The following is a 25,206-nucleotide window of genomic DNA, read 5'->3' as shown; positions in this document are numbered from 1 at the left end:
CCGCAATCCTCCGTAGTGTGGTTCCTGTCAGCACGAGGACCCCCAGAAAAGGCGGTTGGTCATGGCTCACCTCTCCGAAGAGATCCCGGGCGACGAGCGCGGCACGCTTCTGCTCTTCGTCGAAGCCCAGCGCACGGCGATCCGCGAATCGCTGGCCGGACTCACCGAGGAGCAGGCGGCGAGCCGCCCCAGCGCCAGTGAGCTCTCCCTGTCCGGGCTGCTCAAGCACGTCGCCGAGGTCGAGCTGAGCTGGCTGCGGATGGCGCAGCAGCGGCCGAACGAGATCCAGCGCACCGCCGAGACCTGGGGCGATTCCTTCCGCCTCGTCGAGGACGAGACCATCCCGGCCGTCCAGGCCTTCTGGGAGGGGGTCACGGCGGAGCTGACGGCCTTCGTCCGGGCACTGCCCAGCCTGGACGAGACGTTCCCGCTGCCCGAGGCACCCTGGTTCCCCAAGGGCGCCAAGGTCTCGATGCGCTGGATGCTGCTGCACCTGGTGGAGGAGTTCGCGCGCCACGCGGGCCACGCGGACGTCATCCGCGAGTCCCTGGACGGCACCAAGGCCATGGGATAGCTCCGGCGGACGACTTGCACCTCACGCGGCGTGAGGCAGCAGAGTCGGTGCCGTACCGAGAAGAAGGGGCGGAAGCCATGAGCTACTCCGTGGGACAGGTCGCCGGTTTCGCCAAGGTGACGGTGCGCACCTTGCACCACTACGACGAGATCGGCCTGCTCTCCCCGAGCAGCCGCAGCCAGGCGGGGCACCGGCGTTACGACGACGCCGATCTCGACCGGCTGCAGCAGATCCTGTTCTACCGGGAGCTCGGCTTCCCCCTCGAAGAGGTCGCAGCCCTGCTGGACGACCCGGATGCGGACCCGAGGGAGCACCTGCGCCGGCAGCACGCCCTCCTGTCCGACCGGATCGACCGGCTCCAGCAGATGGCCAAGGCCGTGGAGCACGCCATGGAGGCACACAAGATGGGCATCAACCTCACGCCCGAGGAGAAGTTCGAGGTCTTCGGCGACTTCGACCCCGACCAGTACGCGGCGGAGGCCGAGGAGCGCTGGGGCGGTACCGAGGAGTACAAGGAGTCCGCCCGCCGGTCGGCCTCGTACACCAAGGAGGACTGGCAGCGGATCACGGAGGAGGCCAACGGGATCCACGGCCGCCTTGCGGCCCTGATGGACTCCGGGGCCGCCGCCGGTTCCGAGGCGGCCATGGACCTCGCCGAGGAGCACCGCGGCTGGCTCAACCAGAACCACTACACCTGCGCGTACGAGCTGCACACCTGCCTCGGCGAGATGTACGTGTCGGACGAGCGGTTCACGGCCTACTACGAGGCCATCCACCCGGGCCTCGCGGTGTTCCTGCGGGACGCGATCGTGGCGAACGCCGCCCGCAACGCCTAGCACGGGGCCTCCCGGGCCCTTGCGGCCCGGCGGTCCCCCTTCGGCCGCCATCCGGTACCTGGAACCGGGTGGTGGCCGAGTGCGTTGATAATTGAGACGATCCTCTTCGTCCGCCCCACCCCCCTCCACCCCCGCGGACGCCCCCCGATCCAGGAGAGACCCGCACCCGTGTACACGCTTGCGCTCGGCCCTGAATGGCTGTCCCCGGACTATCTGATCTCGCACTTCGGCCTGGTCGGCATCCTGGTCATCGTTTTCGCGGAATCGGGCCTCTTCGCCTTCCTCCCCGGCGACTCGCTGCTGTTCACGGCCGGTCTGCTGGTCGCCAACGGCGAGTACATCAAGCAGCCGCTGGCGGTGGTGTGCGCCCTGATCGCGGCCGCCGCGATCATCGGTGACCAGGTCGGCTACATGATCGGCAAGTTCTTCGGGCCGAAGCTGTTCAACCGGCCGAACTCGAAGCTCTTCAAGCGGGAGAACCTGGACAAGGCGCACGAGTTCATGGACAAGCACGGCCCGAAGGCCATCGTGCTCGCCCGCTTCGTGCCGATCATCCGCACCTTCGCCCCGATGGTCGCGGGCGCGGGCTCGATGAAGTACCGCACGTTCCTGACGTACAACATCATCGGCGGCGTCGCCTGGGGCGGCGGCATCACGCTCGCCGGCTACTGGCTCGGCCAGATCACCTTCATCAAGAACAACGTCGAGGCGATCCTCGTCCTGATCGTCCTGCTGTCGCTGATCCCGGTGGCCTTCGAGGTCCTCAAGGCCCGCAAGGAGGCCAGGGCCGCCGAGGCCGGCGCCGGCGGGGTCCCGGCCCCGGGCGAGCGCCGCCGCCACGCCAAGCGCTGACCGGCCTCCCGAGCCCGTACGCACGCCCCCTGCGCCCCGCCGGACCCGCTGCGGTCCGGCGGGGCGCAGGCATGTCCGGGGCCGGTCGTCAGCGGGGCAGGCCGTTCCGTGCGCGCAGGGCCGCCTCCAGCCGGGCGATGTCCTCGGCGTCCTTCGGCCGGCGCGGCAGTCCCGGCACCCAGACCGGGGTCATCCGCTTGATCTCGATCTGCGCGGCGGGGCTGACGATCGGGCACCGCACCGCCCCGAGGGAGGCGGGCGGGGCATCGAGCATGCCGTCGGGCCAGGGCTCTCCGGCCCAGGGGCCGCCGGCGACCACGACCCGGCCGGCGCGGTCGCGGTCGAGCAGGGCGAATTGGCTCTCCACGCCGTCCCGGACGAAGTCGAGCTGCCGGTCCGGCGGCGGACCGGGCAGCGGCCGGTGGCCACGGCGCAGCAGCTCCGCCGCCAGCCGCGACGCGTCCGCGGCCCAGGTGAACCAGTCGAGGTCCTCGTGGTCGCGCGTGGGCCTGCCGAGGAAGAAGTCCATGGCCCAGCCCCCGCGGAGCCAGACCTGCGCCCCGGCGGCTTCGGCGGCCTCCACCGTGTCGGCGATGAGCCGCAGCTGCAGTGCGGTGCGCTCGGTGTCCATGGGGGTGGAGGCTACGCGGCAGCCGCGGGCCGGGCATCCGCATTTCGCCCCGGCCGGCGCCGGCTGAGCGGTCCCGGCTGCGGTTCTAGTAGCCGCGGGTGCGCTTGGCGGCGGCGCGGCGGCTGGCGGCGGTCGCGGCTCCCGGGATCTTCATGAACAGCCGCGAGGCCTCCTGCCCGAGGTTGACGCCGATGGCGATGGCCAGGGCGATAGCGGCGGCGTTGGTCAGGGAGCCGAGACCCTTGTTGAGCTGGTTCTCGGCGATCAGGAGCAGCCCGTAGTACGTCGCCGAGCCGGGCAGCAGCGGGCCGATGGCGGCGGTGACGTACGGCAGCGCGGACGCGAAGCGGTAGCGGGAGAAGAGCTGGCCGAACAGGCCGACGAGCCCGGCGGCGATGGCCGTGGAGGGCACCGGCGGGATGCCGCCCGCGTAGTGCAGGGCCCCGAAGGTCACCCAGGCGACCCCGCCGTTCAACGTCACGATCCACACGGTGGACCGCTCCTGCTGGAGCAGGATCGCGAACGTGAACACCAGCACCATCGAGGCGGCGATCTGGATCAGCGGCCGCTGGGTGATCTGGAGGGCCTCCTCGGGCCGCGGCGCGGCGCCGAGCTGGAGCCCGAGGTAGAGCACCACCAGGACGCCCATGATGATGCCGATGAAGAGGTACATGACCTCCAGCAGGCGGGCCGAGGCGGTGATGTAGAAGCCGGTCAGGCCGTCCTGTACGGCCGCGACCAGGGCCCGCCCGGGCAGCAGCGCGAACAGCCCGCCGGTGATCACCGCGGAGGCGAGGGCGTTGATGTCGGACAGCGACAGGGCCACGCCGATCGCGGCGGGCGGCATGGCGGCGACCACGAACTGGTAGAACTCCGGCAGCCCGCGCCCGGCGCACAGCCAGGCCAGCCGGTCGCCGAGCATGGCCCCGATCGCGGCTGCGAAGAAGACGACCACGCCGCCGCCGACGAGGATCGAGGCGGCACCGGCGAGCAGTCCGGTGGCCGCCGTGAGGACCCAGGTCGGGTACGGGTGCCGGTTGCGCCGGATGACGGCGAGCCGCCGGTAGGCCTCCTCGAGCGTGACCTCGACCTCGGGGGCGCTGATGTCGTCCACCAGCCGGAAGACGGCCGCCAGACGGGTGTAGTCGGTGCCGCGGCGGCGCACGGTCCGGTTCGCCGACACGGGGTCGTCCACCAGGGAGGGCTGGTGGGTGATCGACAGCATGGTGAAGGTGACCGTGGGCTCGCAGCGGTCCAGCCCGTAGGAGCGGGCCACGGCGAACATCGCGGCCTCCACGTCCTCGGCGCCCTCGCCGCCCGCGAGCAGCAGCTCGCCGATGCGCAGGGTCAGGTCGAGGACGCGGCCCACGGCAGGTCCGGCCTCGCCGTGCTTCTGCACCGGCTCGGGCACCGGCCGGACGTCCACCGGCATGCGCAGCATGGTGCGCATGCGGTCCTGCCAGGGGGAGTCCGTCAGCGGGGAGAGGGGCAGGCCGTGGCCGGGCAGGTGGGCGGGCGGCGAGTGCTGGGCACTGTAGGTGGCCGGGAGTGTGAACGCGGAGCCCTCCGGCTCCGGACCGGACAGCACCGGGAGCCCCTGCGGCACCGTGAACTCCGAGGTCGGCTGCTCGTCCCCGCCGGCCTCCGGCTCCATCCCGGGCGGCGGCGTGAAGGCGCTGTGCGCCTCGTCGGATATCGGCTTCCGGTCCTCCGTGCCGCCGGATTCCCCGTCCTCCGCCACGCGTCCTCCCGTCCCTGACCGGCCCGGGTATCAGTATGCGGAATCGTTTCATCCACGGCGACCAAGGCCCCGGAGGCCGGTGAGGGGGCCCGTACGAACGCGAGCGGGCGGCACCCCGCTGGGGGGTGCCGCCCGCTCGGCGGTACAGGCTCAGGCGCTCAGGCGCTCAGGCGCTCAGCGGCCGACGAGCCCGGGCGCTCAGTGGCCGCCCTGCTCCTGCAGACGCTTGAAGGAGCGCTCGATCTCGGCCTCGGCCTCGGTGCGGCCGACCCAGTCGGCGCCCTCGACCGACTTGCCCGGCTCCAGGTCCTTGTAGACCTCGAAGAAGTGCTGGATCTCGAGGCGGTCGAACTCCGAGATGTGGTGGATGTCGCGCAGGTGCTCGACACGCGGGTCGGAGGCCGGCACGCACAGCAGCTTGTCGTCGCCGCCCGCCTCGTCCGTCATGCGGAACATGCCGATGGCGCGGCACTTGATCAGGCAGCCCGGGAAGGTGGGCTCGTCCAGGATGACCAGCGCGTCCAGCGGGTCGCCGTCCTCGCCGAGGGTGTTCTCGACGAAGCCGTAGTCCGTCGGGTAGCTGGTGGAGGTGAACAGACGACGGTCCAGACGGATCCGGCCGGTCTCGTGGTCCACCTCGTACTTGTTCCGCGAACCCTTGGGGATCTCGATGGTGACGTCGAACTCCACGTCCTGCTCCTCCATGATCAGCTCCGGCCCTGTGCCGGAGCTTGATGTGTTCCGAGTGATAGCGCGTCCGGCCCACCGCCCCCGGCTACCGCTGGGAGGTACCCCCAGCCGGGTGGGGTGCCATGCTCGCGGCAAGACGCAGTGGTTAAGTGTCCCTCACGCATGTGTGTGATCGCGAAAGGGGCTGGTCCGAGGTGCCATTGGTCAAGACGTGGCAGCTCATCGCGGGGTCGACCGTTGCCGGTCTCGCCCTGTCGGTGGCGGCGGTTTCCGCCGCCGGTCCTTGGGACTCCGGCCAGCGTAAGGCCGAGCGGGACCGGGCCGCCTCCTGGGGCCTGACGGGTGGCGCAGATCACGGCGCCGGCCCGCTGCCGCAGGCCGCGCCGAGCGCTCCCGGCGTGCTCGCCGGGATCGGTCCCGGCGCGCCGCGCCAGGCCGCGGCCGCCGACGGAGCTGCCGGTTCCGCGAAGCTCGCCGAGCTGCTGCGCCCCCTGCTGGCCGATCCCGCGCTCGGCAGCGTCCGTACGGCCTCGGTCGTGGACGCCGCCACCGGGCAGGTGCTGTACGAGTCCGGGCCGCGCGAGCCGATGACCCCGGCCTCCACGATCAAAATCGCCACCGCGGCGGCCGCCCTCGCCGCCCTCGGCCCCGAGCACCGCATCCGCACCACCGTGGCGGCCGGCCCGGAGCCCGGGCAGATCGTCCTGGTCGGCGGCGGCGACCCGTCCCTGACCGCCAAGAAGAAGAGCCCCGCGGGATCCGGCGGCAGCCTCGTCGCGCTCGCCGCCGACACCGCCCAGGCCCTCAAAGCCGCCGGCACCGACACCGTCACCCTCGGCTACGACGACTCCCTCTACACCGGAGCCGCCCGCCACCCGATCGGCGTCAACGCCAACATCGCCCTCGTCACGGCCCTGGCCGCCGACGAGGGCCGCCCCGACGACTCCACCTCCGGCCCCGTGGACCGGGTCGAGGACCCGGCCGCCGAGACCGCCGGCGCTTTCGCCGCCCTGCTGAAGGGGTTCGGCATCAAGGTCACCGCCGACCCGGTGCGGGCCAAGCCCGCCCCGGGCGCCCCGCCGCTCGCCGCCACCCTGTCCACGCCGGTCGGCGGCCTCGTCGAGCGGATGCTGACCAACAGCGACAACGACATCGCCGAGGCCCTCGCCCGGCAGACCGCCCTCGCCTCCGGGCAGCCCGCCAGCTTCGAGGGCGCCGAGAAGGCCGTCACCGACCGCATCGCCGCCCTCGGCATCGACGTGGCCGGCTCCCGCTTCGCCGACGGCAGCGGCCTCAACCGCGCCGACAAGGTCAGCAGCGGCCTGCTCACCGGCCTCCTGGCCCGGGCCGCCGACCCCCGCCACCCCGAGCTGCGGCCCGTCCTCACCGGGCTGCCCGTCGCCGGCTTCACCGGGACCCTGCGCGCCCGCAACGCCGGCAGTTCCCCGGCCGCCGGCCTGGTCCGGGCCAAGACGGGCACCCTGACCGGGGTGAACTCCCTCTCCGGCACGGTCGTGGACCCCTCCGGGCGACTGCTCGCCTTCGCCTTCCTGACCGCGAACGCACCCGACGGCGGGGCCGCGGAGAAGGGGCTGGACAAGCTCGCGGCCGCCGTGGCCGGCGCGCCGCGGTGAGGCGCGGGCCCACCGGGGCGTCCACAGGGGATCCGCATCCGCGCTGGTCCACGTACCGTTGACGCATGACGAGCATCGGTGGTGCGGAGATGGTCGACTGGAACCTCGCGGTGGCGACCGCGATCCGGCTGGTCCGGCCGGGTCCGGAGGTCAGCCGCGACGAGGCCCGGGCCGTGGTCGCGGAGCTGCGCAGGCATGCGAGAACCTCCGAGCGCCACGTCCGCGAGTTCACCCGGATGATCCCCGACGGCGCCGCCGTCGCCGACACGCCCGTCCTCGTCGTCGACCGGCCCGGCTGGGTCCGGGCCAACGTGGCCGGGTTCCGCGAGCTCCTCGCGCCGTTGCTCGGCAAGATGCAGGAGCGCCGCGCGGGCACCCCCGGCGCCGCCGTCCTCGGCGCGGTCGGCGGCAAGGTCACCGGCGTCGAGCTCGGCATGCTGCTGAGCTTCCTGGCCTCCCGCGTGCTCGGCCAGTACGAGACCTTCGCCCCGCTCGGCCGCGACCTGCCGGGCCCGCCCGCGGGCGGCGGCCGGCTGCTGCTCGTCGCGCCCAACATCGTCCACGTCGAGCGCGAGCTGGAGGTCCACCCCCACGACTTCCGGCTGTGGGTCTGCCTCCACGAGGAGACCCACCGCACCCAGTTCACCGCCGTCCCGTGGCTGCGCGACCACCTGGAGGGCGAGATCCAGACCTTCCTCGGCGCCACCGAGATGGACCCGGTGACCATCCTCGAACGCCTGCGCGAGGCCGCCCAGTCCTTCGTCGGCGCCCGCCCCGACTCCGAGCACGGAGACGAGGGCCGCTCCCTCGTCGAGCTCGTCCAGACCCCCGAGCAGCGCGAGGTCCTCGGCCGCCTCACCGCCGTCATGTCCCTGCTCGAAGGCCACGCCGACTTCGTGATGGACGGCGTCGGCCCCGAGGTCGTGCCCTCCGTCGCCGAGATCCGCGAGAAGTTCCAGCAGCGCCGGGCCAGCGGCGCGGGCCGCCTCGACGCCGTCCTGCGCAAGCTGCTCGGCCTCGATGCCAAGCTGCGCCAGTACCGCGACGGCGAGCGCTTCGTGCGCGCCGTCGTCGGCCAAGTCGGCATGGAGGGCTTCAACCGGGTGTGGACGTCCCCGAACACGCTGCCCACCAAGGCCGAGATCGCGCGCCCCGCGGACTGGGTGGCCCGCGTTCACCGCAGGGGGAGCGAACCGAGCGAAGGGGAGTGACCCAGGGGGCGTAAACCTGTCTCCCTGGGGGAAGAAGCGTCACCCGTCCGAGGGACCGTGGGGCGTGGAAGGGCGTGCGATGCTCAGGGAACGGCTCGGTTCTGTCACCATCGACGCACTCTGAGTGACAACCCCCTCTCGCGGGGGCTGTGCCGAGCCTCCGAAGCCTTCAGAGGCATCCGAACTCCACCGAAGGGCACCGGACATGGGTCCCCATCCTGCGGTCGCGGCGATACGCCTGGCGGTTCGCCGCGTTCTCCACGACGTCCTGACCGACCTCACCGAACGACCCGCCGCCGAACGGCCCGCCGCCGGCCGCGGCGCCGCTGCCGAAGGGGCCCCGCCGCTGGTCCTCGTCGCCTGCTCCGGCGGTGCGGACTCCATGGCCCTCGCCTCCGCCCTCGCCTTCGAGGCGCCCAAGCTCGGCATCCGGGCCGGCGGCATCACGGTCGACCACGGCCTCCAGGAGGGCTCCGAGCTGCGCGCCGCCGAGGTCGTCGCCCGCATGACCGCGCTCCGCCTCGACCCGGTGGAGTCCGTCGCCGTGCGCGTCGGCCGCGAGGGCGGACCCGAGGCCGCCGCCCGTGACGCCCGCTACGCCGCCCTGGACGAGGCCGCCGACCGGCTCGGCGCCGCGGCCGTGCTGCTCGGCCACACCCGGGACGATCAAGCGGAAACCGTCCTGCTGGGCCTCGCCCGCGGCTCCGGCATCCGCTCCCTGTCCGGCATGGCCGAAGTTTCCGGCGCCACCGGGCGCACCCACCGCTACCGCCGCCCTTTCCTCCAGGTCGACCGGCAGACCGCCCGCAAGGCCTGCATGGTCCAGTCCCTGCCCGTCTGGGACGACCCGCACAACATCGACCCCGCCTACACCCGCTCCCGGCTCCGCCACGAGGGACTGCCCGCCCTCGAGAAGGCGCTGGGCAAGGGGGTCGTCGAGGCACTGGCCCGCACCGCCCGGCTCTCCCGCGACGACGCCGACGCCCTCGACGCCTGGGCCGCCGAGGCCGAGGCCGGCGTGACGGACGCGGACGGCCGCCTGGAGTGCGCCAAGCTCTACGCCCTGCCCCCCGCCGTCCGCCGGCGCGTCCTGCGCCGCGCCGTCATCGCCGCAGGCTCCCCCGCAGGCTCCCTCTTCGCCCGCCACATCGAGGAAGTCGACCGGCTCATCACCGGATGGCGCGGTCAGGGGGCCATCAACCTGCCCGGCCGGGTCGAGGCCCAGCGCCAGGGTGGCAGACTTGTCATCCGGCAGGGCTGATTGGTGCTGAAACACGGCTGAGTCCTCCGGGGGCACCCCCGGAGTCCCGGCCGACAACGAAAGTGATGCGGGTGGACGAGAAGGACATGGGCAACGACCTGGCGTCGGTGCTCATCACCAAGGAAGAGATCGACGCGAAGCTGGCCGAGCTGGCCGCGAAGATCGACGCGGAGTACGCGGGCAAGGACCTGCTCATCGTCGGTGTCCTCAAGGGCGCCGTGATGGTGATGGCGGACCTGGCGCGCGCCTTGTCCACCCCGCTCACCATGGACTGGATGGCGGTGTCCTCGTACGGCGCCGGGACCCAGTCCTCCGGCGTGGTGCGGATCCTCAAGGACCTCGACACCGACATCAAGGACAAGCACGTCCTGATCGTCGAGGACATCATCGACTCGGGCCTGACCCTGTCCTGGCTGCTGTCGAACCTGGGCTCCCGCCAGCCGGCCTCCCTCGAGGTCGTCACGCTGCTGCGCAAGCCCGACGCCGCGAAGGTCGCCATCGAGGTGAAGTGGGTCGGCTTCGACATCCCGAACGAGTTCGTCGTGGGCTACGGCCTCGACTACGCGGAGAAGTACCGCAACCTGCCGTTCGTCGGCACCCTCGCCCCGCACGTCTACGGCGGCTGACGCACGCCGTGCCCGGGGGTCCCGATCGGGGCCCCCGCAGGGGAACTCTGGAACGCTTCCCGCCGTTGGAGCAGGGGAAAGCAGTTCTGTCAGCCGTCCCACCGGGCCGCGGGTGACAATACAGGGGTAGATTCCCAAGAACAGTCCGAAGAACAGTCTTTACTCGCAGCAGCATTTACCTACGGGCAGGAGGGACGGGGCGCCCGGCGCCCCGTATGGATGGACGTGAAGCGATACTTCCGTGGGCCGGTCATGTGGATCGTGCTGGCCGTCCTCGCCGTGGTCGTGTTGATGAATGTCGTCGGCGGTGGCGGCGGCTACAAGTCGGTGGACACCAGCGAGGTCATCAAGGCGATCAACAGTGGCCAGGTCGAGCAGGCGCGCCTGACCACCGGCGACAGCCAGATGATCAAGATTGACCTCAAGAAGAACGAGAAGCTCGGCGAGAAGTCCGGCTCGAAGTTCCAGGCCAACTACATCGGGGACCAGGGCGTCCAGCTCGCCCAGAACCTCCAGACCAAGTACGAGTCCGGCCAGATCCCCGGCGGGTACGAGGTCGCCCCGGACAAGACCAGCCCGTTCCTGAGCGTGCTGCTCTCTCTCCTGCCCTTCGTCCTCATCGTGGTCGTCTTCCTGTTCCTGATGAACCAGATGCAGGGCGGCGGCTCCCGGGTGATGAACTTCGGCAAGTCCAAGGCCAAGCTCATCACCAAGGACACGCCGAAGACGACGTTCGCCGACGTCGCCGGCTCGGACGAGGCCGTCGAGGAGCTCCACGAGATCAAGGAGTTCCTCCAGGAGCCGGCGAAGTTCCAGGCCGTGGGCGCCAAGATCCCCAAGGGCGTGCTCCTGTACGGTCCGCCCGGCACCGGCAAGACCCTGCTGGCGCGCGCCGTCGCCGGCGAGGCCGGCGTCCCGTTCTACTCGATCTCCGGTTCCGACTTCGTCGAGATGTTCGTCGGTGTCGGCGCCTCCCGCGTCCGCGACCTGTTCGAGCAGGCCAAGGCCAACGCCCCGGCGATCGTCTTCGTCGACGAGATCGACGCCGTCGGCCGGCACCGCGGTGCGGGCCTCGGTGGCGGGCACGACGAGCGCGAGCAGACCCTGAACCAGCTCCTCGTCGAGATGGACGGCTTCGACGTGAAGGGCGGCGTCATCCTGATCGCCGCCACGAACCGCCCCGACATCCTCGACCCGGCGCTGCTGCGCCCGGGCCGCTTCGACCGGCAGATCGCGGTCGACCGCCCGGACATGCAGGGCCGTCTGGAGATCCTCAAGGTCCACCAGAAGGGCAAGCCGGTCGCCCCGGACGTCGACCTGGCGGCCGTCGCCCGGCGCACCCCCGGCTTCACCGGCGCCGATCTGTCCAACGTGCTGAACGAGGCGGCCCTGCTGACCGCCCGCTCGGACCGGAAGCTGATCGACAACCACATGCTCGACGAGGCGATCGACCGCGTCGTGGCGGGCCCGCAGAAGCGGACCCGGATCATGTCGGACCGCGAGAAGAAGATCACCGCGTACCACGAGGGCGGCCACGCCCTGGTCGCGGCGGCCTCGCCGAACTCGGACCCGGTCCACAAGATCACGATCCTTTCCCGCGGCCGGGCCCTGGGCTACACCATGGTCCTGCCCGACGAGGACAAGTACTCGACCACGCGCAACGAGATGCTCGACCAGCTCGCGTACATGCTGGGCGGCCGCGCGGCCGAGGAACTGGTCTTCCACGACCCGACCACGGGCGCCGCGAACGACATCGAGAAGGCCACGGCCACGGCCCGCGCGATGGTCACGCAGTACGGCATGACCGAGCGCCTCGGCGCGATCAAGTTCGGCGGGGACAACACCGAGCCGTTCCTGGGCCGCGAGATGTCGCACCCGCGGGACTACTCGGAAGAGGTCGCGGCACTGGTCGACGAAGAGGTCAAGAAGCTCATCGAGACCGCGCACAACGAGGCCTGGGAGATCCTGGTCGAGAACCGGGACGTGCTCGACAACCTGGTCCTGGCCCTCCTGGAGAAGGAGACGCTGGGCAAGGAGGAGATCGCCGAGATCTTCTCGACGGTCGTCAAGCGCCCGGCCCGCCCCGCGTGGACCGGCTCCGCGCACCGCACCCCGTCGACCCGCCCGCCGGTGCTCTCGCCCAAGGAGCTCCAGCTGACGAACTCGGCGAACGGCACCTCCGCGGCCGCCGCGTCGGCCGTGTCGGTGGAGAAGGACCCCACCCCGGAGGACCGCGCCGAGTAGCGGGCGGCCGTACCGGGCCCGGAATGAATGCCGTGCCCCCCAGGTTCTAGCCTGGGGGGCACGGCATTTTCGTATGCCCGGGTGATCGAAAACAGGAACGAGGCACAGATGACCGACCCAGTGACCCTGGACGGCGAGGGCACGATCGGCGTGTTCGACGAGAAGCGGGCCGAGGCCGCCGTGCGAGAGCTCCTCATCGCGGTCGGCGAGGACCCGGACCGCGAGGGCCTGCTGGAGACGCCGGCGCGCGTGGCCCGGGCGTACCGGGAGATCCTCGCGGGGCTGTGGCAGAAGCCCGAGGACGTCCTGACGACGACGTTCGACCTCGGCCACGACGAGATGGTCCTCGTGAAGGACATCGAGATCGTGAGCCTCTGTGAGCACCACCTGCTCCCGTTCCACGGGGTCGCCCACGTCGGGTACATCCCGGCGGAGAGCGGCAAGATCACCGGGCTGTCGAAGCTGGCCCGCCTGGTCGAGGTGTTCGCGCGGCGCCCGCAGGTCCAGGAGCGGTTGACGACGCAGATCGCCGACTCCCTGATGGAGATCCTGGAGGCGCGCGGCGCGATCGTCGTCATCGAGGCCGAGCACATGTGCATGTCGGTCCGCGGGATCCGCAAGCCGGGTGCGAAGACCACCACCTCGGCGGTGCGGGGTCAGCTGCGTGCCACGGCCACCCGCAACGAGGCGATGAGCCTGATAATGGCCCGCTGACGGTGGCCGCGGAGGGGCCCTCGGAGAGCGCCGCCCCGGACAGGACGGGGGCCGGGCCGGTCTGGGAACCGCTGAGCGAGGACGTGCGCCGCACCCTGGAGCGGGTCCTGCGCGAGGACACCGAGGCCCACCGCGCCTACCGGGCGCAGCTGCCGTACACGCGGATGGCACCGGGCTGCACCTGCCCGTGCGGCAGCGTGTACCTGGAGGTGGACGACGAGGCCGCCCCGCCGGCGCCGCCCGGCGGGGACGACCCGGTGGTGGCGTCCCGGCTGGTGCGGGCGCCCTCGGGCCGGCTGCTCGGCGAGGCCTTGGTCTTCGCCTGGGGCGGGAAGTACCTGACCGAGTTGGAGCTCGCCCTGTGGGAGGACGCGAACCTGCTGGAGCACCCGCTCTGGCAGCAGCTCCTCCCCGACGGCGAAGAACCTGCCTCGACCTAGTAGTAGGTCCGCCTCGGCCCTTCAGGCGGCTGATGCAGCGCTCCAGGGTGTTCCGCTGTGGGTGAGCCTCGCGGAAGCCTGGCGGACGGCCGCCTCGGCGCTCGTCGGGCCGGTCCTGCCAGGGCGAGTGAGCGCGGCACTTCCGGGCGATGGCCTCGAGGGCGCGGCGGTGGTAGGCCCTGTCGACTCCTGCGCCTGCTTCAGCAGTCCCTTGACGGACACTGCCGATTCGACGGAAAAGTAACCGAGGCCGTACCTATCGGCCTCTCGCCTCACTTCTTCCTGGTCCAGGCCCTTGTATATGCCGTAGACCGATTTACCTCCCTTGTTTTTCTGGAAGTTGAATGAGGAAATGAAGACAGTCGGATCCTCTACCGGCGACCAGAAGGCTGCAACATACCGCTGTTTGCGGGTGATGTTGACCAAGTTGTTGTTGTAGCGCACCCGGCCGTGGTATATGACATGCTCACCGCATTCATCGGGTGGACAATAATATTTTCCTTCTTTCGCGATCCAGGACATCCTCGCGTCCGTAAATCTATCGTCGATCTTTCCGCGATCCTGCCTCAGTGCGGTGAATTGAAGCGTGGCGTTCAGTGTCTCGTACGCTGTGTTCTTGGGAAGCGTGACGATCCTCTCCATGCTGAATTCTTCCCCCATGTCCAGAATCGATCCCGGGCCCTGGAACTGCCCGGATGCAACGACATCCGGCTTCACGCCTTCCATGAAGGCCTCCGCCTCGGGAGTCCACCACCCGCCCTCCTCGGTGCCGCGCCATTTCTCCAGCCCTTTGCCGGACTTGGAGAACTCGGTCGAGATTCCCCAAACCGTGTAGTCATCCACGACGATATAGACCGGAATCCCTCCGTCGTTCTTCGCGTAGAGCCTGAGGGGGACGTGTATATACGGTGAATCGGCGTCCGCCTGCGGCGTCCCGAATGTCGCTCTCAAAACGAAGTGGTAGGGCGCGACAAGCGGTTTGTATATACTTGAATATCCCAGGCTGACTGCCGTCAAGAGTGCTGTGAAGGTAACGCCGGCGGCGAATCTCCTGGGGTGTGGTATCCCTCTCCATACTCGTTCGCGGATCAGGATGCACAGGGCCCACAAGGACCAGAACCACAAAGCGAGAAAAAGCAGGACGGCGACTATGAATTCCCGTTCCTCGAGCCACAGGAAGAGGAGAAGGGTCGTGGTGGCCACCGTTATAAGCACGCCCAGAAGGACCACCGCTCCGGAATACCTGACCTGCCTGCGGCCCCAGTAGTCGACGACCGCAGGCAACGCGACGGCCTGAACGACACCCGCCAACAGGAACAGGACTCCGACCAGACGTTGCGCGAAGGTCAGTGCTCCCAGGGCGTCGGCCCAGCCGATGACGGCGTGCAGAGCCAGCGAGCCCATCAGCCCGAGAAGCATGAGGGCGATGACCACACGGCGCCTGAGGCCTCTGTCATCCGGCCAGACACCGCTGTCGCCGCCGCGCCAGCAGATGCGCGAGCGGTCATCGAGGTCCATGTCGTCGGGATAGCCGAGGCGGCGAAGCACCTTCCGAAACTCGCGGAGGGACCAGGCGCTGCCGACCGTCTTGTCCTGAATGGTGATCCGGCGCAGGCCACGCCGGTCAGGTGGCTCGACGACGACCCATGGTTCTATGCCCATGGGGCCAGGCTCGGCGTCCCGCCCGGCATGTGCACGCAGTGCTGCTGCGTTCGGCTGAACCGGAGGTCATGGACACCGGTCCTCCCCGGTGGGGAGACGCGAAGGGCCAGTGGTCGCTTGCTCGCGCGGCACATCCGGTCACGAACCAGCCCCGCCAAAGAGACGCGCTCTCAGGCGCGGGCCGGGGACTGGGGGGTGGTGTCGTCGTCTTCCGGGAGTTTCAGGACGTGTTCCAGGAAGAGGGCGGCGGCGATGACCGCCGCGCCTGCCAGGACCGAGAAGGCGGCGTACCAGGCCTGGTCGCGGCGGGCCGGTACCTCCAGGCCGTCGGTCAGCAGGAAGACGCCCACGCCGCCGTAGAGCCCCGCCACGAGGGCCGCGACCAGGGCGCTGGACTGGGCGAAGACGACCGCGCGGGCCGCCATCAGCGGCTCCACGCCCTTGGCCCCGGGTCGCCGCTCGCGCTGGGCCTTGAGGCGGGCGCGCAGCGAGAGGGCCGTGGCCAGCAGGACGACCGCGATGGCGCCCAGCACGACGGGCGCGAACAGCGGGACGCCCGGCAGCGTCCCGTACGCGTTCCACAGGCGGGCCCCCGCCCAGGACAGCACTCCGGCCACGGCGAAGATCCCGGCCAGGACCGCCGGCCTCAGTTGCTTCACGTCCCCGTTCCCCGCTTCCTGCATCGTGTGTGGTCCGCAGACCACACGCTAACGATTACTCGGGGAGGCGGAGTTCCAGGTCCGGGCGCGGCGTGACGCCGGCGAGGCCGATTCCGGCCAGGAGGGTGGCGACGGGGCCGCGGCCGGGGATCCGGGCCTCGGGGTCCACGTCGTGCCAGGGGGCCAGCACGAAGGCGCGCTCGTGGGCCCGGGGGTGCGGGAGGGTGAGGACCGGGTCGGCCGAGACCACGTCGGCGTACGACACGATGTCGACGTCGATGGTGCGCGGGCCCCAGCGCTCCTCGCGGACGCGGTCGAAGGCCTCCTCGATGGCGTGGCCGCGCTCCAGCAGGGAGGACGGCGGCAGGGTGGTCTTCACCAGCGCCACCGCGTTGAGGTACGAGGGCTGCGAGCCGGGCTCGACGCCCCACGGCTCGGTCTCGTAGACCGGGGAGACGGCCTTGACCCGCACGCCGGGGGTGTCGCCGAGGGCGTCGACGGCGCCCTGGAGGGTCTCCATGCGGTTGCCGAGGTTCGAGCCGAGGGCGATCACGGCCCACTTGGGGTTGGAGAGGGTGACGTCGGCCGCGTCGACCGCCTCGACGACGGACGCGGGGACGGGCTGGACGGTGGGGTCGCTCTGGGCGTTCTGTCCGTGGTTCACGCGCGGCTCCGGGTGATCGTGATGGTCACGTCGTCGAAGGGGACGGTGATGGGGGCGTCCGGCTTGTGCACGACGACCTCCACCTCGGCGACCGCTTCGTGCTTCAGGCACTGCTGGGCGATCCGCTCGGCCAGGGTCTCGATCAGGTCCACGGGCTCGCCCTGCACCACGTCCACGACCTCCTCGGCGACGACGCCGTAGTGGACGGTCTTCGCCAGGTCGTCGTCCGCGGCGGCGGGGCGCGAGTCGATGTGCAGCACGAGGTCGACGATGAAAGTCTGGCCCTCCTCGCGCTCCCGGGGGAAGACGCCGTGGTGCCCGCGAGCCTTGAGGCCGCGCAGCGCGACACGATCCACGCGAATCACTCCTGCTTTCGTAGGTGCATCCGGTCCGGGACTCCCCGGATCCATGGTCCTGCGCCGAGTGCGGTCGGCGTCGTCCGTCTTCGAATCTACCTGCGAAAGGGGCCGGATCTCGTCGGAGGGGTCAGCCGGAGGCCTCTTCCTCGTCCTCGTCGGACTCGGTCAGCACAGGAGAACCGTGGTGGGACCACAGGCGCCAGCCGTCGGATGTGCGGATGAACACATTCGTGGCGACGACCAGCTGGCCGACGAGCGGGCCGAGCTCTCCGCCGTCCTCGGCGGGGCCCCCGCTGAGGATGTTCTCGGTGCACGTGACCAGGGCGGTGTCGCCGAGGACGCTGACTTTCGTGTCGGTCAGGAAGAACTGGATGTAGTCGGTGTGGGACATGATCAGCGCGTATGAGCGCAGTACCTCGCCGCGGCCCGAGAGCACGGGCCAGCCGGGGTGCACGCAGGAGATCTCGTCCTCGAGCCAGAGCGCCGACAGCGCGTCGAAGTCCCCCCGCTCCATGGCCTCGTAGAAGGCCGTGTTGGCCCCTTCGACGGCTTCGATGTCGGTTCGGCTCACCATGCCCCTTCCCTGGCGGTACGGGCCCGGCATGCGGGCCGGGTCACAGAGCCCCTTCCACCGCGCGGGCCACCCGAACCGCGTCGGCCGTGGCCCGTACCTCGTGGACCCGTACGGCCCAGGCGCCCTGGTGGGCGGCGATGGCGGAGACGGCGGCGGTGGCGGCGTCGCGCTCGCGGGCCGGCGGGAGGGTGGCGGCTGCGCCGCCGGCCAGGACCCGGCCGAGGAAGCGCTTGCGGGAGGCGGCGACCAGCAGCGGGAAGCCGAGGGCGCGCAGCTCGGGGAGGCGGGCGACCAGGGCGAGGTCGTGCTCGGCGTTCTTGGCGAAGCCGAGGCCGGGGTCGACGATGATGCGCTCGGGGGCGATCCCGCCGGCGGTGACGGCGTCGATGCGGGTGCGGAGCTCGGCGGTGACCTCGGCGAGGACGTCGCCGTAGACGGCGAGGCGGTTCATGTCGGCGCTGAAGCCGCGCCAGTGCATCACCACGAACGGGACCTCGGCGGCGGCCACGGCCGGGATCATGCCGGGGTCGGCGAGCCCGCCGCTGACGTCGTTGACCAGGGCGGCTCCGGCGGCGACCGCCTGTGCGGCGACGGAGGCGCGCATGGTGTCGACGGAGACGGTGACGCCCTCGGAGGCCAGGCCCCGGACCACGGGGACGACGCGGCGCAGCTCCTCCTCCTCGTCGACGCGGGTGGCGCCGGGGCGGGTGGACTCGCCGCCGACGTCGACGAGGTCGGCGCCCTGGGCGACGAGGTCGAGGCCGCGCTTGACGGCGGCGGTGGTGTCGAACCAGCGGCCCCCGTCGGAGAAGGAGTCGGGCGTGACGTTGACGACGCCCATGACCCCGCAGCGGTCCCATTCCGGCAGGCCTGCGACCCGGCCCCTGCCGGCGGCCCCGTGCGTGTTGTTCATGGTCCCAGGGTAGGGCTGCCGGATACGGCAGGGCCCCGGCGGCCTGTCGGCTGCCGGGGCCCTGCGCGGCGCGTGCGTACGCCGTGTCCGGTGGCGCGCCCGGTCAGGCGGCGCGGACCTCGCGCTGCTCGGCCTTCGCCTGGGCCGGCACGGCGGTGCTCAGGTGGGCGTGGGCGCAGGCGCGCTCCGGGCGGGGGCCGCGGCGGCCGGCGAACAGCCGGGGCAGGGCCAGGGTGACGAAGCCCTCGGCCTGCATGACGGCGAAGCCGATGCGGGGCAGGTCGCGGGTGGTGCGGTAGACCATGAAGCGGGGCTCCCAGCGGGGGCGGAACTTCGCGTTGAACTTGTACAGCGACTCGATCTGGAACCAGCGGGACAGGAAGACCAGCAGGCTGCGCCAGGCGCGCAGGACCGGGCCGGCGCCGATCCGCTCGCCGCGGGCGAGGGCGGAGCGGAACATCGCGAAGTTCAGCGAGACGTGCTCGATGGCCAGGGCGGGGGCGGCCTCCAGGGAGGCGACGATCAGCAGCTCGTTCATGCCGGGGTCGGCGGCGCGGTCGCGGCGCATCAGCTCCAGCGACATGCCGTCCTTGCCCCAGGGCACGAAGTGCTGGATGGCCTTGAGGTCGCCGAAGGGGCTGGTGTCGCCCTCCTCGGTGCGGTGGGCCGTGGCGATGATGCAGTCGCCGTCGTCGGGGTCGCCGACGCGGCCCAGGGCCATGGAGAAGCCGCGCTCGGTGTCGGTGCCGCGCCAGGCCTCGGCGGCGCCGCGGACCTGCTCCAGCTCCTCCTCGGTCAGGTCGGCGACGCGGCGGACCTTGGTGGTGTAGCCGTTGCGCTCGATGCGCTTGACCATCTGGCGGACGTTCCGCATGGGGCGGCCGGTCAGCGAGAAGTCTTTGACGTCGACGATCGCCTCGTCGCCGAGCTCGAGGGCGTCCAGGCCGGTCTCGCGGGTCCAGACCTCGCCGCCGGTCTCGCTGCAGCCCACGACGGCCGGGGTCCAGGAGTGGGCCTTGGCCTCGGCCATGAACCGCTCGATGGCGCCGGGCCAGGCCTCGACGTCGCCGATCGGGTCGCCGGAGGCGAGCATCACGCCGGAGATCACGCGGTAGGTGACGGCGGCCTTGCCGCTGGGGGAGAAGACGACGGCCTTGTCGCGGCGCAGCGCGAAGTGGCCGAGGGAGTCGCGGCCGCCGTGCTTGGCGAGCAGCTCGCGCAGCTTGCCCTCGTCGTCGACGGTGAGGCGGGCGGCCGGGTGCTCGGGGCGCAGCGCCAGGTAGATGGTGGTGAGCGCGGTCAGCAGGCCGAGGGCGCCGAGGGAGTAGCCGACGGTCCAGGACACCCGTCCGGCGTAGTCGACCGGGCCCTCGAAGCCGAAGAGGCCGTACACGACGTGGGTGATCTGCTCGTAAATACCCGGATGGCCGACGACACGCCCCGGGTGGGAGTTGACGATGACCAGGCCGAGGCCGATTGAGCCGGCGCTCATCAGCACGAAGTTGGCGAGGGCCTTCCAGCGGCTGCGCGGGTCGGGCAGCGCCTTGAACTCGCCGTGGTGGCGGACGAGCAGGGCGAGCAGGAGGGCGGCGATGACCACGCCGATGACGGAGTGCCGGTACGTGAACTGCGCCACCGCGCCCGCGGGCAGCAGGACGACGGCGGCCCGCCAGGCGCGGCGCTTGCGGCGCTTGAGGCCGTGGGCGAGCAGGAGCAGCAGGACGCCCGCGCTGATCGACAGGGCGGCCGCGAAGGGGCCCAGCGAGCCGGGCAGCACCTCGGTCAGGGCGTGGATCCGGCTGTGCCGGAAGCGCGGGAACACGCCCGCCGCGACGTCGAGGAGGCCGACGACCGTGACGGCCGTGCCGACCAGGGTCGGCACCGACTCCGGTCGTGGTCCTCGGAAGAATCGGCGCACCCCGCTCGGAACCTGTCCCGACTTATCGCCATCTATCCTGCTAGACATCGCTTTCCCGTTGCTCCGCGAGAGATCATGTGGCCGAAGGCCGCGACAGCCTCCGGAGTGTGGTGCGTCCACTAGGACGACACCGGGGCCGAGCGGGTTCACTCTTCCGCCCAGAAAAACTAGCCCTGCCATCAGAAAGTCGACTGACTGCTCATGGGTCTCACCAGTAATACGGTTCTGGCGCTGGCCGTCGCCGCCGGTGTGCTGCTGTTCGCAGCCACGGTGTGGCTGTGGCCCCGGCTCTCGGGCCGCACCTGGCGTGCGCTGCTCGGCCGGATCGGCCTCCTGCTCGCGACCCAGCTGGCGGTCTTCGCAGCAGTGGGGCTGGCGGCGAACCAGTCGTTCTCCTTCTACGGCTCATGGGCAGACCTGTTCGGCCAGGAGACGTCGGTCGGCAAGGTCGTCGACCACTCGATGAGCAGCAAGGACATCAAGGTCGTCGACAAGCAGAAGCTCGACGTTCCGGGCGGTGCCCAGCCCCAGGTGGGCGGGCAGATCCTGAAGGTTGCCATAACCGGCGAGAAGTCGAAAATAACGAGCCCCGGCTACGTGTGGCTGCCGCCGGAGTACTTCCAGCCCCAGCACAAGGACAAGACGTTCCCGGCGTCGATCGTGCTGACCGGCTACCCGGGCACCGCGGAGAACCTGATCAAAGGGCTGAACTACCCGATGACGGCCTTCAAGCAGGCCAAGGCGGGCAAGATGAAGCCGATGATCCTGGTCATGCTGCGCCCGACGATCGCGCCGCCGCGCGACACCGAGTGCGTGGACATACCCGGCGGTCCGCAGACCGAGACCTTCTTCGCGCAGGACCTGCCGCAGGCCATCCAGAACACGTTCCGCGTCGGCAAGAAGGCCCAGAACATGGGCTTCATCGGCAACTCCACGGGCGGCTACTGCGCCCTGAAGATCGCCGCGCACTACCCGCAGACCTTCGGCGCCGCCGTGGGTCTGTCGGCGTACTTCGACGCCGCGAACGACGCCACGACGGGCAACCTGTTCCAGGGCGACGACAAGCTGAAGAAGCGCGCCGACGTCCTGTACAGCATGGAGCACAAGAAGCCGAGCGGCACCTCGTTCCTGGTGACCAGCAGCGAGAAGGGCGAGCCGAACATCACGGACACCCGCAAGTTCATCAAGCTGGTCAAGGGACCGGACCGGGTCTCGTCGATCATCCTCGACAGCGGCGGCCACAACTTCAACACCTGGCGCCGCGAGATCCCTCCGATGCTGGTGTGGATGAGCAACCGCATCCAGGCCTGACCCGCGACAGCGCGAGCACGACCACGAGTGGCCGGCCCCCGACGGGGCCGGCCACTCGCCTTTCTGCCGACCGGTGTTCCGTGGCCGCCGGTTGCCTCAGACCCGGCGTTCCTGTTGCCTCAGACCCGGTGTTCCTGCGCCCGCCGCAGCGCCCGGTGCACGCCCTCCGGGGTCAGCACGCCGGCCAGCGCGCCGGAGTCGGGGTCCGTGACCCCGATCCGCCCGGAGTCCTCCTGGAGCAGCGTCGCCAGGGCCTCGCGCAGGGAGGCGCCGAGCGGCACCGACACCGCCGGCGGCGCCCCGCCGGCGTCGGCCGCGGCGAGGTCGGCGGCCTCGACGGGGGTGACGGCGAGGCGCTTGAGCCCGCGGTCGGCGCCGACGAAGGAGGCGACGTAGTCGGTGGCCGGCGCGCCGAGCACCTCGGCCGGGCGGGCGAACTGCTCGAGGGTGCCCTCGCCGTAGACGGCGATGCGGTCGCCGAGCCGGATCGCCTCGTCCAGGTCGTGGGTGACGAGCAGGATCGTCTTGCGCACGGTCCGCTGGAGCGCGAGGAACTCGTTCTGCAGCCGCTCGCGCACCACCGGGTCGACGGCGCCGAAGGGCTCGTCCATCAGCAGCACCGGCGGATCGGCGGCCAGCGCGCGGGCCACGCCGACGCGCTGGCGCTGCCCGCCGGAGAGCTGCTGCGGGTAGCGGCCCCCGTACACGGCCGGGTCCAGTCCGACGAGCTCCAGCAGTTCGCCGGCGCGGGCGCGGGCCGCGGCCTTGGAGGTGCCCAGCAGCCGGGGGACGGTCGCGGTGTTCTCCAGGACGGTCTTGTGCGGGAACAGCCCGACCTGCTGGATGACGTACCCGATGCGCCGGCGCAGGGCGACGGGGTCGGCGGCGGCGATGTCCTCGCCGTCGAGCAGGATGCGGCCGGAGGTCGGCTCGATGAGCCGGTTGACCATCTTCATCGTGGTGGTCTTGCCGCAGCCGGACGGGCCGACGAGCGTGACCAGCTCGCCCTCCGCCACCTCGAAGGACAGGTCGTCGACGGCCGTCGTCCCGTCGGGGTAGCGCTTGGTCACATGCTCGAATCGGATCACACCGCCATCCTTCCCTACCCGCGACGCGGAAGTGTGAAGGGTGTGTTGCCCGACTGCGAAGGATTCCGGCCATGGCGGCCGGCGGGGGTTATGGTCGCTCCTGAGAGTGTGTTGTCGGATGCGTGTGCGAACGGACGGCGGGGGGTGGGGACATGGCCGGGCAGAACTGCCTGGTGGCGAACGACTGGCTGTGCTGGCAGTACGTCACCTCCCGCTCCCAGGAGCTGACCGACGCCACCGTCGAGCACGTCTGGATCACCGCCGTCTCGGTGCTCATCGGCCTCGCCGTGTCCCTGCCGCTGGCCCTGCTGGCCCGCCGCGGCCGGCGCTGGGCCGCTCCCGTCCTCGGCGCCACCACGCTCCTCTACACGATCCCCTCGCTCGCCATGTTCTCCCTACTGCTGCCGCTGTTCGGGCTGTCGGCCTCCCTGGTGGTCACCGGCCTGGTGCTGTACTCGCTGACCATCCTGGTCCGCAATGCGATGGCCGGCCTGGACGCGGTCCCCGAGGAGGTGCGCGAGGCCGCGCGCGGCATGGGGTACGGGCCCGGGCGGCTGCTGTGGCAGGTCGAACTGCCCCTGGCACTGCCCGCGCTGCTCGCCGGGGTGCGGATCGCGACCGTCTCCACGGTGGCGCTGACCACCGTCGGCTCCATCGTCGGCAAGGGCGGCCTCGGCAACCTGATCGCCCCCGGCGTGAACAGCTCCTTCAAGGCCCAGGTGCTCACGGCCTCCGTGCTGTGCGTGCTGCTCGCGCTGGTCGCGGACCTGCTGCTGCTCGGCCTGCAGCGGCTGCTCACGCCGTGGACGCGCGCCGCGGCGGCGGGGGCGGGTGGCTGAGCGATGGGCATGGCGGGCGTACTGGGCGGGGCCGGCGACTGGCTGGCGGACGGGGCCAACTGGTCCGGGGAGAACGGGGTGTGGCACCGCCTCGGCGAGCACGTGTACGTCAGCGGCATCGCCCTCGCGATCGCCTGCGCCGTGGCGCTGCCGGCCGGCCTGTGGCTCGGGCACATCGGCCGCGGCGGCGCACTCGCCGTGAACCTCTCCAACGCCGGGCGGGCGGTGCCGGTCTTCGCGGTGCTGGCCCTGTTCATGGTCTCGCCGCTGCGCAGCGCCGGCTACCTGCCCACCGTGGCCGCGCTGGTGCTCTTCGCGCTGCCGCCGCTGCTGACGAACGCGTACGTCGGCATGCGCGAGGTCGACCGCTCCGTGGTGGAGGCCGCCCGCGGCATGGGCATGTCCGGCGGGCAGCTCTTCCTGCAGGTCGAACTGCCGCTGGCGCGGCCGCTGGTGATGACCGGGCTGCGGTCGGCCGCCGTGCAGGTCATCGCCACGGCCACGATCGCGGCCATGGTCGGCCAGGGCGGCCTCGGCCGGATCATCACCGCCGGCTTCAACACGTACAACACGCCGCAGGTCGTCGCGGGCGCCCTGCTCGTGGCGGCGCTGGCCCTGCTGGTCGAGGGGGTCCTCGTGGCGGCGGGCCGGCTCTTCCCCCGCCCGGCGGCGCGCTGAGCCCATCCACCCCGCCGGCCGGCCCGCGGTCGTCCCCCGTTCGCTTCCACTCCTCCGGAGGAGCACAACATGATCACGTCCACGCGCGCCCTCGGTGCGGCCCTGGGGGCTCTGGCCCTCGCCGCCTCGCTCACCGCCTGCGGCGGCGACAGCCTGGAGAAGAGCAAGGACGCCGGGGCCTCCGCCCCCGCGGACTCCGGCTCCGGACCCGGCAAGGACAGGCTGGTGATCGGCGCGGCCGGGTTCACCGAGTCCAACGTGCTGGCCGAGCTGTACGCGCAGGTGCTGAAGGACGCGGGCTACAGCACCTCGATCACGACGGTCAACAACCGGGAGCTGTACGAGCCCTCGCTGGAGAAGGGCGAGATCGACATCGTCCCGGAGTACGCGGCGACCCTCGCGGAGTTCCTGAACGCCAAGGTCAACGGGCCGAAGGCGCCGGAGGAGAAGCCGGTGGCCTCCGGCGACGTCGCGGCGACGGTGGCGGGGCTGGAGAAGCTGGCGGGCCCGCTGGGCCTGAAGGCGCTGCCGGCGGGCGCCGCCGTCGACCAGAACGCCTTCGCGGTCTCGAAGGAGTTCGCGCAGAAGAACAACATCAAGACCCTTTCCGATCTCGGCAGGTCGGGGCTGAAGGTGAAGATCGCGGCGGGCGACGAATGCGCCGTACGGCCCTTCTGCGCCCCGGGGTTGAAGAAGACGTACGGAATCGACGTCTCCGGCATCGACCCCAAGGGCGTCGGCACCCCGCAGGCCAAGCAGGCCGTCAAGGACGGCGTCGACCAGCTGGTCCTCACCACGACCACCGACGCGACCCTGGAATCCTTCGGGCTGGTCCTGCTGGAGGACGACAAGAAGCTCCAGAACGCCGACAACGTCCTGCCGGTCGTCAACGCCAAGGACGCGGCCGCCCCGGAGATCGCAGCCGCCCTGGACAAGCTGACCAAGGCGCTCACCACGGCGGACCTGATCGATCTGAACCACCGGGTGGACGCCCTGCGCGAGAAGCCGGCGGACGCCGCGAAGGCCTATCTGAAGGGGAAGAGCCTCCTGAAGCAGTAGAGGTGTCGGGTTTGGTGGAGAAACGGCG

Annotated in this window: 24 protein-coding genes and 1 pseudogene; 14 read left to right on the top strand and 11 right to left on the bottom strand. The window is 71.1% G+C overall.

Annotated elements, in window-relative coordinates; translation table 11 throughout:
• Positions 1–61 precede the first annotated feature (61 nt).
• The 3 genes and pseudogenes from AB0F11_RS16215 to AB0F11_RS16205 all read left to right on the top strand — a co-directional run.
• Positions 62–574 carry a DinB family protein gene (locus AB0F11_RS16215; protein WP_362173248.1) on the top strand — a complete coding sequence of 171 codons (513 nt, stop codon included), beginning with the start codon at positions 62–64 and terminating at the stop codon, positions 572–574.
• 77 nt (positions 575–651) lie between these two features.
• Positions 652–1,410: a MerR family transcriptional regulator gene (locus AB0F11_RS16210; protein WP_362173245.1), complete on the top strand. Its 759-nt coding sequence runs from the start codon at positions 652–654 to the stop codon at positions 1,408–1,410.
• A gap of 168 nt (positions 1,411–1,578) precedes the next feature.
• Positions 1,579–2,211: pseudogene (locus AB0F11_RS16205) on the top strand (VTT domain-containing protein); the annotation flags it as partial.
• A 139-nt stretch (positions 2,212–2,350) separates the two neighbouring features.
• Here AB0F11_RS16205 and AB0F11_RS16200 read toward each other — a convergent pair.
• From AB0F11_RS16200 to AB0F11_RS16190, 3 genes are all read right to left on the bottom strand, one after another.
• A complete protein-coding gene (locus tag AB0F11_RS16200; protein WP_362173242.1) occupies positions 2,351–2,893 on the bottom strand; it encodes an aminoglycoside adenylyltransferase in 543 nt (180 codons plus the stop codon).
• A gap of 85 nt (positions 2,894–2,978) precedes the next feature.
• Positions 2,979–4,634, bottom strand: coding sequence for a threonine/serine exporter family protein (locus AB0F11_RS16195; RefSeq protein WP_362173239.1), 1,656 nt, complete (start codon positions 4,632–4,634; stop codon positions 2,979–2,981).
• Positions 4,635–4,832: 198 nt separating this feature from the next.
• Entirely contained in the window at positions 4,833–5,324 is a 492-nt protein-coding gene (locus tag AB0F11_RS16190) for an inorganic diphosphatase (RefSeq protein WP_226734267.1), read from the bottom strand.
• Between the two features lie 194 nt (positions 5,325–5,518).
• On the opposite strand from AB0F11_RS16190, the gene dacB reads away from it, so the two are divergent.
• The 7 genes from dacB (at position 5,519) to AB0F11_RS16155 (ending at position 13,454) form a co-directional block, all read left to right on the top strand.
• Positions 5,519–6,958: a D-alanyl-D-alanine carboxypeptidase/D-alanyl-D-alanine-endopeptidase gene (dacB, locus tag AB0F11_RS16185; RefSeq protein ID WP_362173236.1), complete on the top strand. Its 1,440-nt coding sequence runs from the start codon at positions 5,519–5,521 to the stop codon at positions 6,956–6,958.
• A gap of 65 nt (positions 6,959–7,023) precedes the next feature.
• On the top strand, positions 7,024–8,169 hold the full coding sequence (locus tag AB0F11_RS16180) for a zinc-dependent metalloprotease (protein ID WP_362173233.1): 1,146 nt from the start codon (positions 7,024–7,026) through the stop codon (positions 8,167–8,169).
• A 205-nt stretch (positions 8,170–8,374) separates the two neighbouring features.
• Positions 8,375–9,430: a tRNA lysidine(34) synthetase TilS gene (tilS, locus tag AB0F11_RS16175; protein WP_362173230.1), complete on the top strand. Its 1,056-nt coding sequence runs from the start codon at positions 8,375–8,377 to the stop codon at positions 9,428–9,430.
• Between the two features lie 65 nt (positions 9,431–9,495).
• Positions 9,496–10,056 (top strand): hypoxanthine phosphoribosyltransferase, encoded by a 561-nt coding sequence (hpt, locus tag AB0F11_RS16170; protein ID WP_362173227.1) that lies wholly within the window; start codon positions 9,496–9,498, stop codon positions 10,054–10,056.
• Between the two features lie 219 nt (positions 10,057–10,275).
• The gene (gene ftsH / locus AB0F11_RS16165) at positions 10,276–12,300 is read left to right on the top strand and encodes an ATP-dependent zinc metalloprotease FtsH (RefSeq protein ID WP_362173224.1); all 2,025 of its coding nucleotides are present in this window, start codon (positions 10,276–10,278) and stop codon (positions 12,298–12,300) included.
• Positions 12,301–12,408: 108 nt separating this feature from the next.
• A complete protein-coding gene (folE, locus tag AB0F11_RS16160; RefSeq protein ID WP_362173221.1) occupies positions 12,409–13,014 on the top strand; it encodes a GTP cyclohydrolase I FolE in 606 nt (201 codons plus the stop codon).
• A gap of 2 nt (positions 13,015–13,016) precedes the next feature.
• Positions 13,017–13,454, top strand: coding sequence for a hypothetical protein (locus tag AB0F11_RS16155; protein ID WP_362173218.1), 438 nt, complete (start codon positions 13,017–13,019; stop codon positions 13,452–13,454).
• A 21-nt stretch (positions 13,455–13,475) separates the two neighbouring features.
• Here the strand turns inward: AB0F11_RS16155 and AB0F11_RS16150 are convergent, their stop codons facing one another.
• The 7 genes from AB0F11_RS16150 to AB0F11_RS16120 all read right to left on the bottom strand — a co-directional run bounded on the left by AB0F11_RS16150 (position 13,476) and on the right by AB0F11_RS16120 (position 20,251).
• Positions 13,476–15,116, bottom strand: a complete 1,641-nt coding sequence (locus AB0F11_RS16150) for a hypothetical protein (protein WP_362173215.1) — start codon at positions 15,114–15,116, stop codon at positions 13,476–13,478.
• A 170-nt stretch (positions 15,117–15,286) separates the two neighbouring features.
• Complete coding sequence (locus AB0F11_RS16145; protein ID WP_362173212.1) at positions 15,287–15,775, bottom strand: DUF3180 domain-containing protein; 489 nt, start codon at positions 15,773–15,775, stop codon at positions 15,287–15,289.
• Positions 15,776–15,830: 55 nt separating this feature from the next.
• Complete coding sequence (gene folK / locus AB0F11_RS16140) at positions 15,831–16,439, bottom strand: 2-amino-4-hydroxy-6-hydroxymethyldihydropteridine diphosphokinase (RefSeq protein WP_362173209.1); 609 nt, start codon at positions 16,437–16,439, stop codon at positions 15,831–15,833.
• Positions 16,436–16,795 (bottom strand): dihydroneopterin aldolase, encoded by a 360-nt coding sequence (folB, locus tag AB0F11_RS16135; RefSeq protein ID WP_361909351.1) that lies wholly within the window; start codon positions 16,793–16,795, stop codon positions 16,436–16,438. Before folB ends, folK begins: the two co-directional genes overlap by 4 nt.
• 130 nt (positions 16,796–16,925) lie before the next feature.
• Positions 16,926–17,372 carry a nuclear transport factor 2 family protein gene (locus tag AB0F11_RS16130; RefSeq protein ID WP_362173206.1) on the bottom strand — a complete coding sequence of 149 codons (447 nt, stop codon included), beginning with the start codon at positions 17,370–17,372 and terminating at the stop codon, positions 16,926–16,928.
• A 40-nt stretch (positions 17,373–17,412) separates the two neighbouring features.
• On the bottom strand, positions 17,413–18,213 hold the full coding sequence (gene folP / locus AB0F11_RS16125) for a dihydropteroate synthase (RefSeq protein WP_362173365.1): 801 nt from the start codon (positions 18,211–18,213) through the stop codon (positions 17,413–17,415).
• Between the two features lie 175 nt (positions 18,214–18,388).
• The gene (locus tag AB0F11_RS16120; RefSeq protein ID WP_362173203.1) at positions 18,389–20,251 is read right to left on the bottom strand and encodes a phosphatidylglycerol lysyltransferase domain-containing protein; all 1,863 of its coding nucleotides are present in this window, start codon (positions 20,249–20,251) and stop codon (positions 18,389–18,391) included.
• A gap of 153 nt (positions 20,252–20,404) precedes the next feature.
• Between AB0F11_RS16120 and AB0F11_RS16115 the strand changes: the two genes are divergently transcribed.
• Positions 20,405–21,514 (top strand): alpha/beta hydrolase-fold protein, encoded by a 1,110-nt coding sequence (locus AB0F11_RS16115; protein ID WP_362173201.1) that lies wholly within the window; start codon positions 20,405–20,407, stop codon positions 21,512–21,514.
• Between the two features lie 119 nt (positions 21,515–21,633).
• On the opposite strand, the gene AB0F11_RS16110 is transcribed toward AB0F11_RS16115, so the two are convergent.
• Positions 21,634–22,602, bottom strand: coding sequence for an ATP-binding cassette domain-containing protein (locus AB0F11_RS16110; protein ID WP_362173198.1), 969 nt, complete (start codon positions 22,600–22,602; stop codon positions 21,634–21,636).
• A 152-nt stretch (positions 22,603–22,754) separates the two neighbouring features.
• On the opposite strand from AB0F11_RS16110, the gene AB0F11_RS16105 reads away from it, so the two are divergent.
• The 3 genes from AB0F11_RS16105 (at position 22,755) to AB0F11_RS16095 (ending at position 25,178) form a co-directional block, all read left to right on the top strand.
• Complete coding sequence (locus tag AB0F11_RS16105; RefSeq protein WP_362173195.1) at positions 22,755–23,441, top strand: ABC transporter permease; 687 nt, start codon at positions 22,755–22,757, stop codon at positions 23,439–23,441.
• A 3-nt stretch (positions 23,442–23,444) separates the two neighbouring features.
• Positions 23,445–24,119, top strand: coding sequence for an ABC transporter permease (locus AB0F11_RS16100; RefSeq protein WP_362173192.1), 675 nt, complete (start codon positions 23,445–23,447; stop codon positions 24,117–24,119).
• 69 nt (positions 24,120–24,188) lie between these two features.
• Positions 24,189–25,178: an ABC transporter substrate-binding protein gene (locus tag AB0F11_RS16095; protein WP_362173189.1), complete on the top strand. Its 990-nt coding sequence runs from the start codon at positions 24,189–24,191 to the stop codon at positions 25,176–25,178.
• The last annotated feature ends 28 nt before the right edge of the window (positions 25,179–25,206 follow it).

This window comes from Streptomyces sp. NPDC032472, assembly GCF_040636955.1.
Taxonomy (GTDB): domain Bacteria; phylum Actinomycetota; class Actinomycetes; order Streptomycetales; family Streptomycetaceae; genus Streptomyces.
The sequence above is the reverse complement of the archived record's forward strand: the minus strand, read 5'-3'. Positions and strand labels throughout refer to the sequence as shown.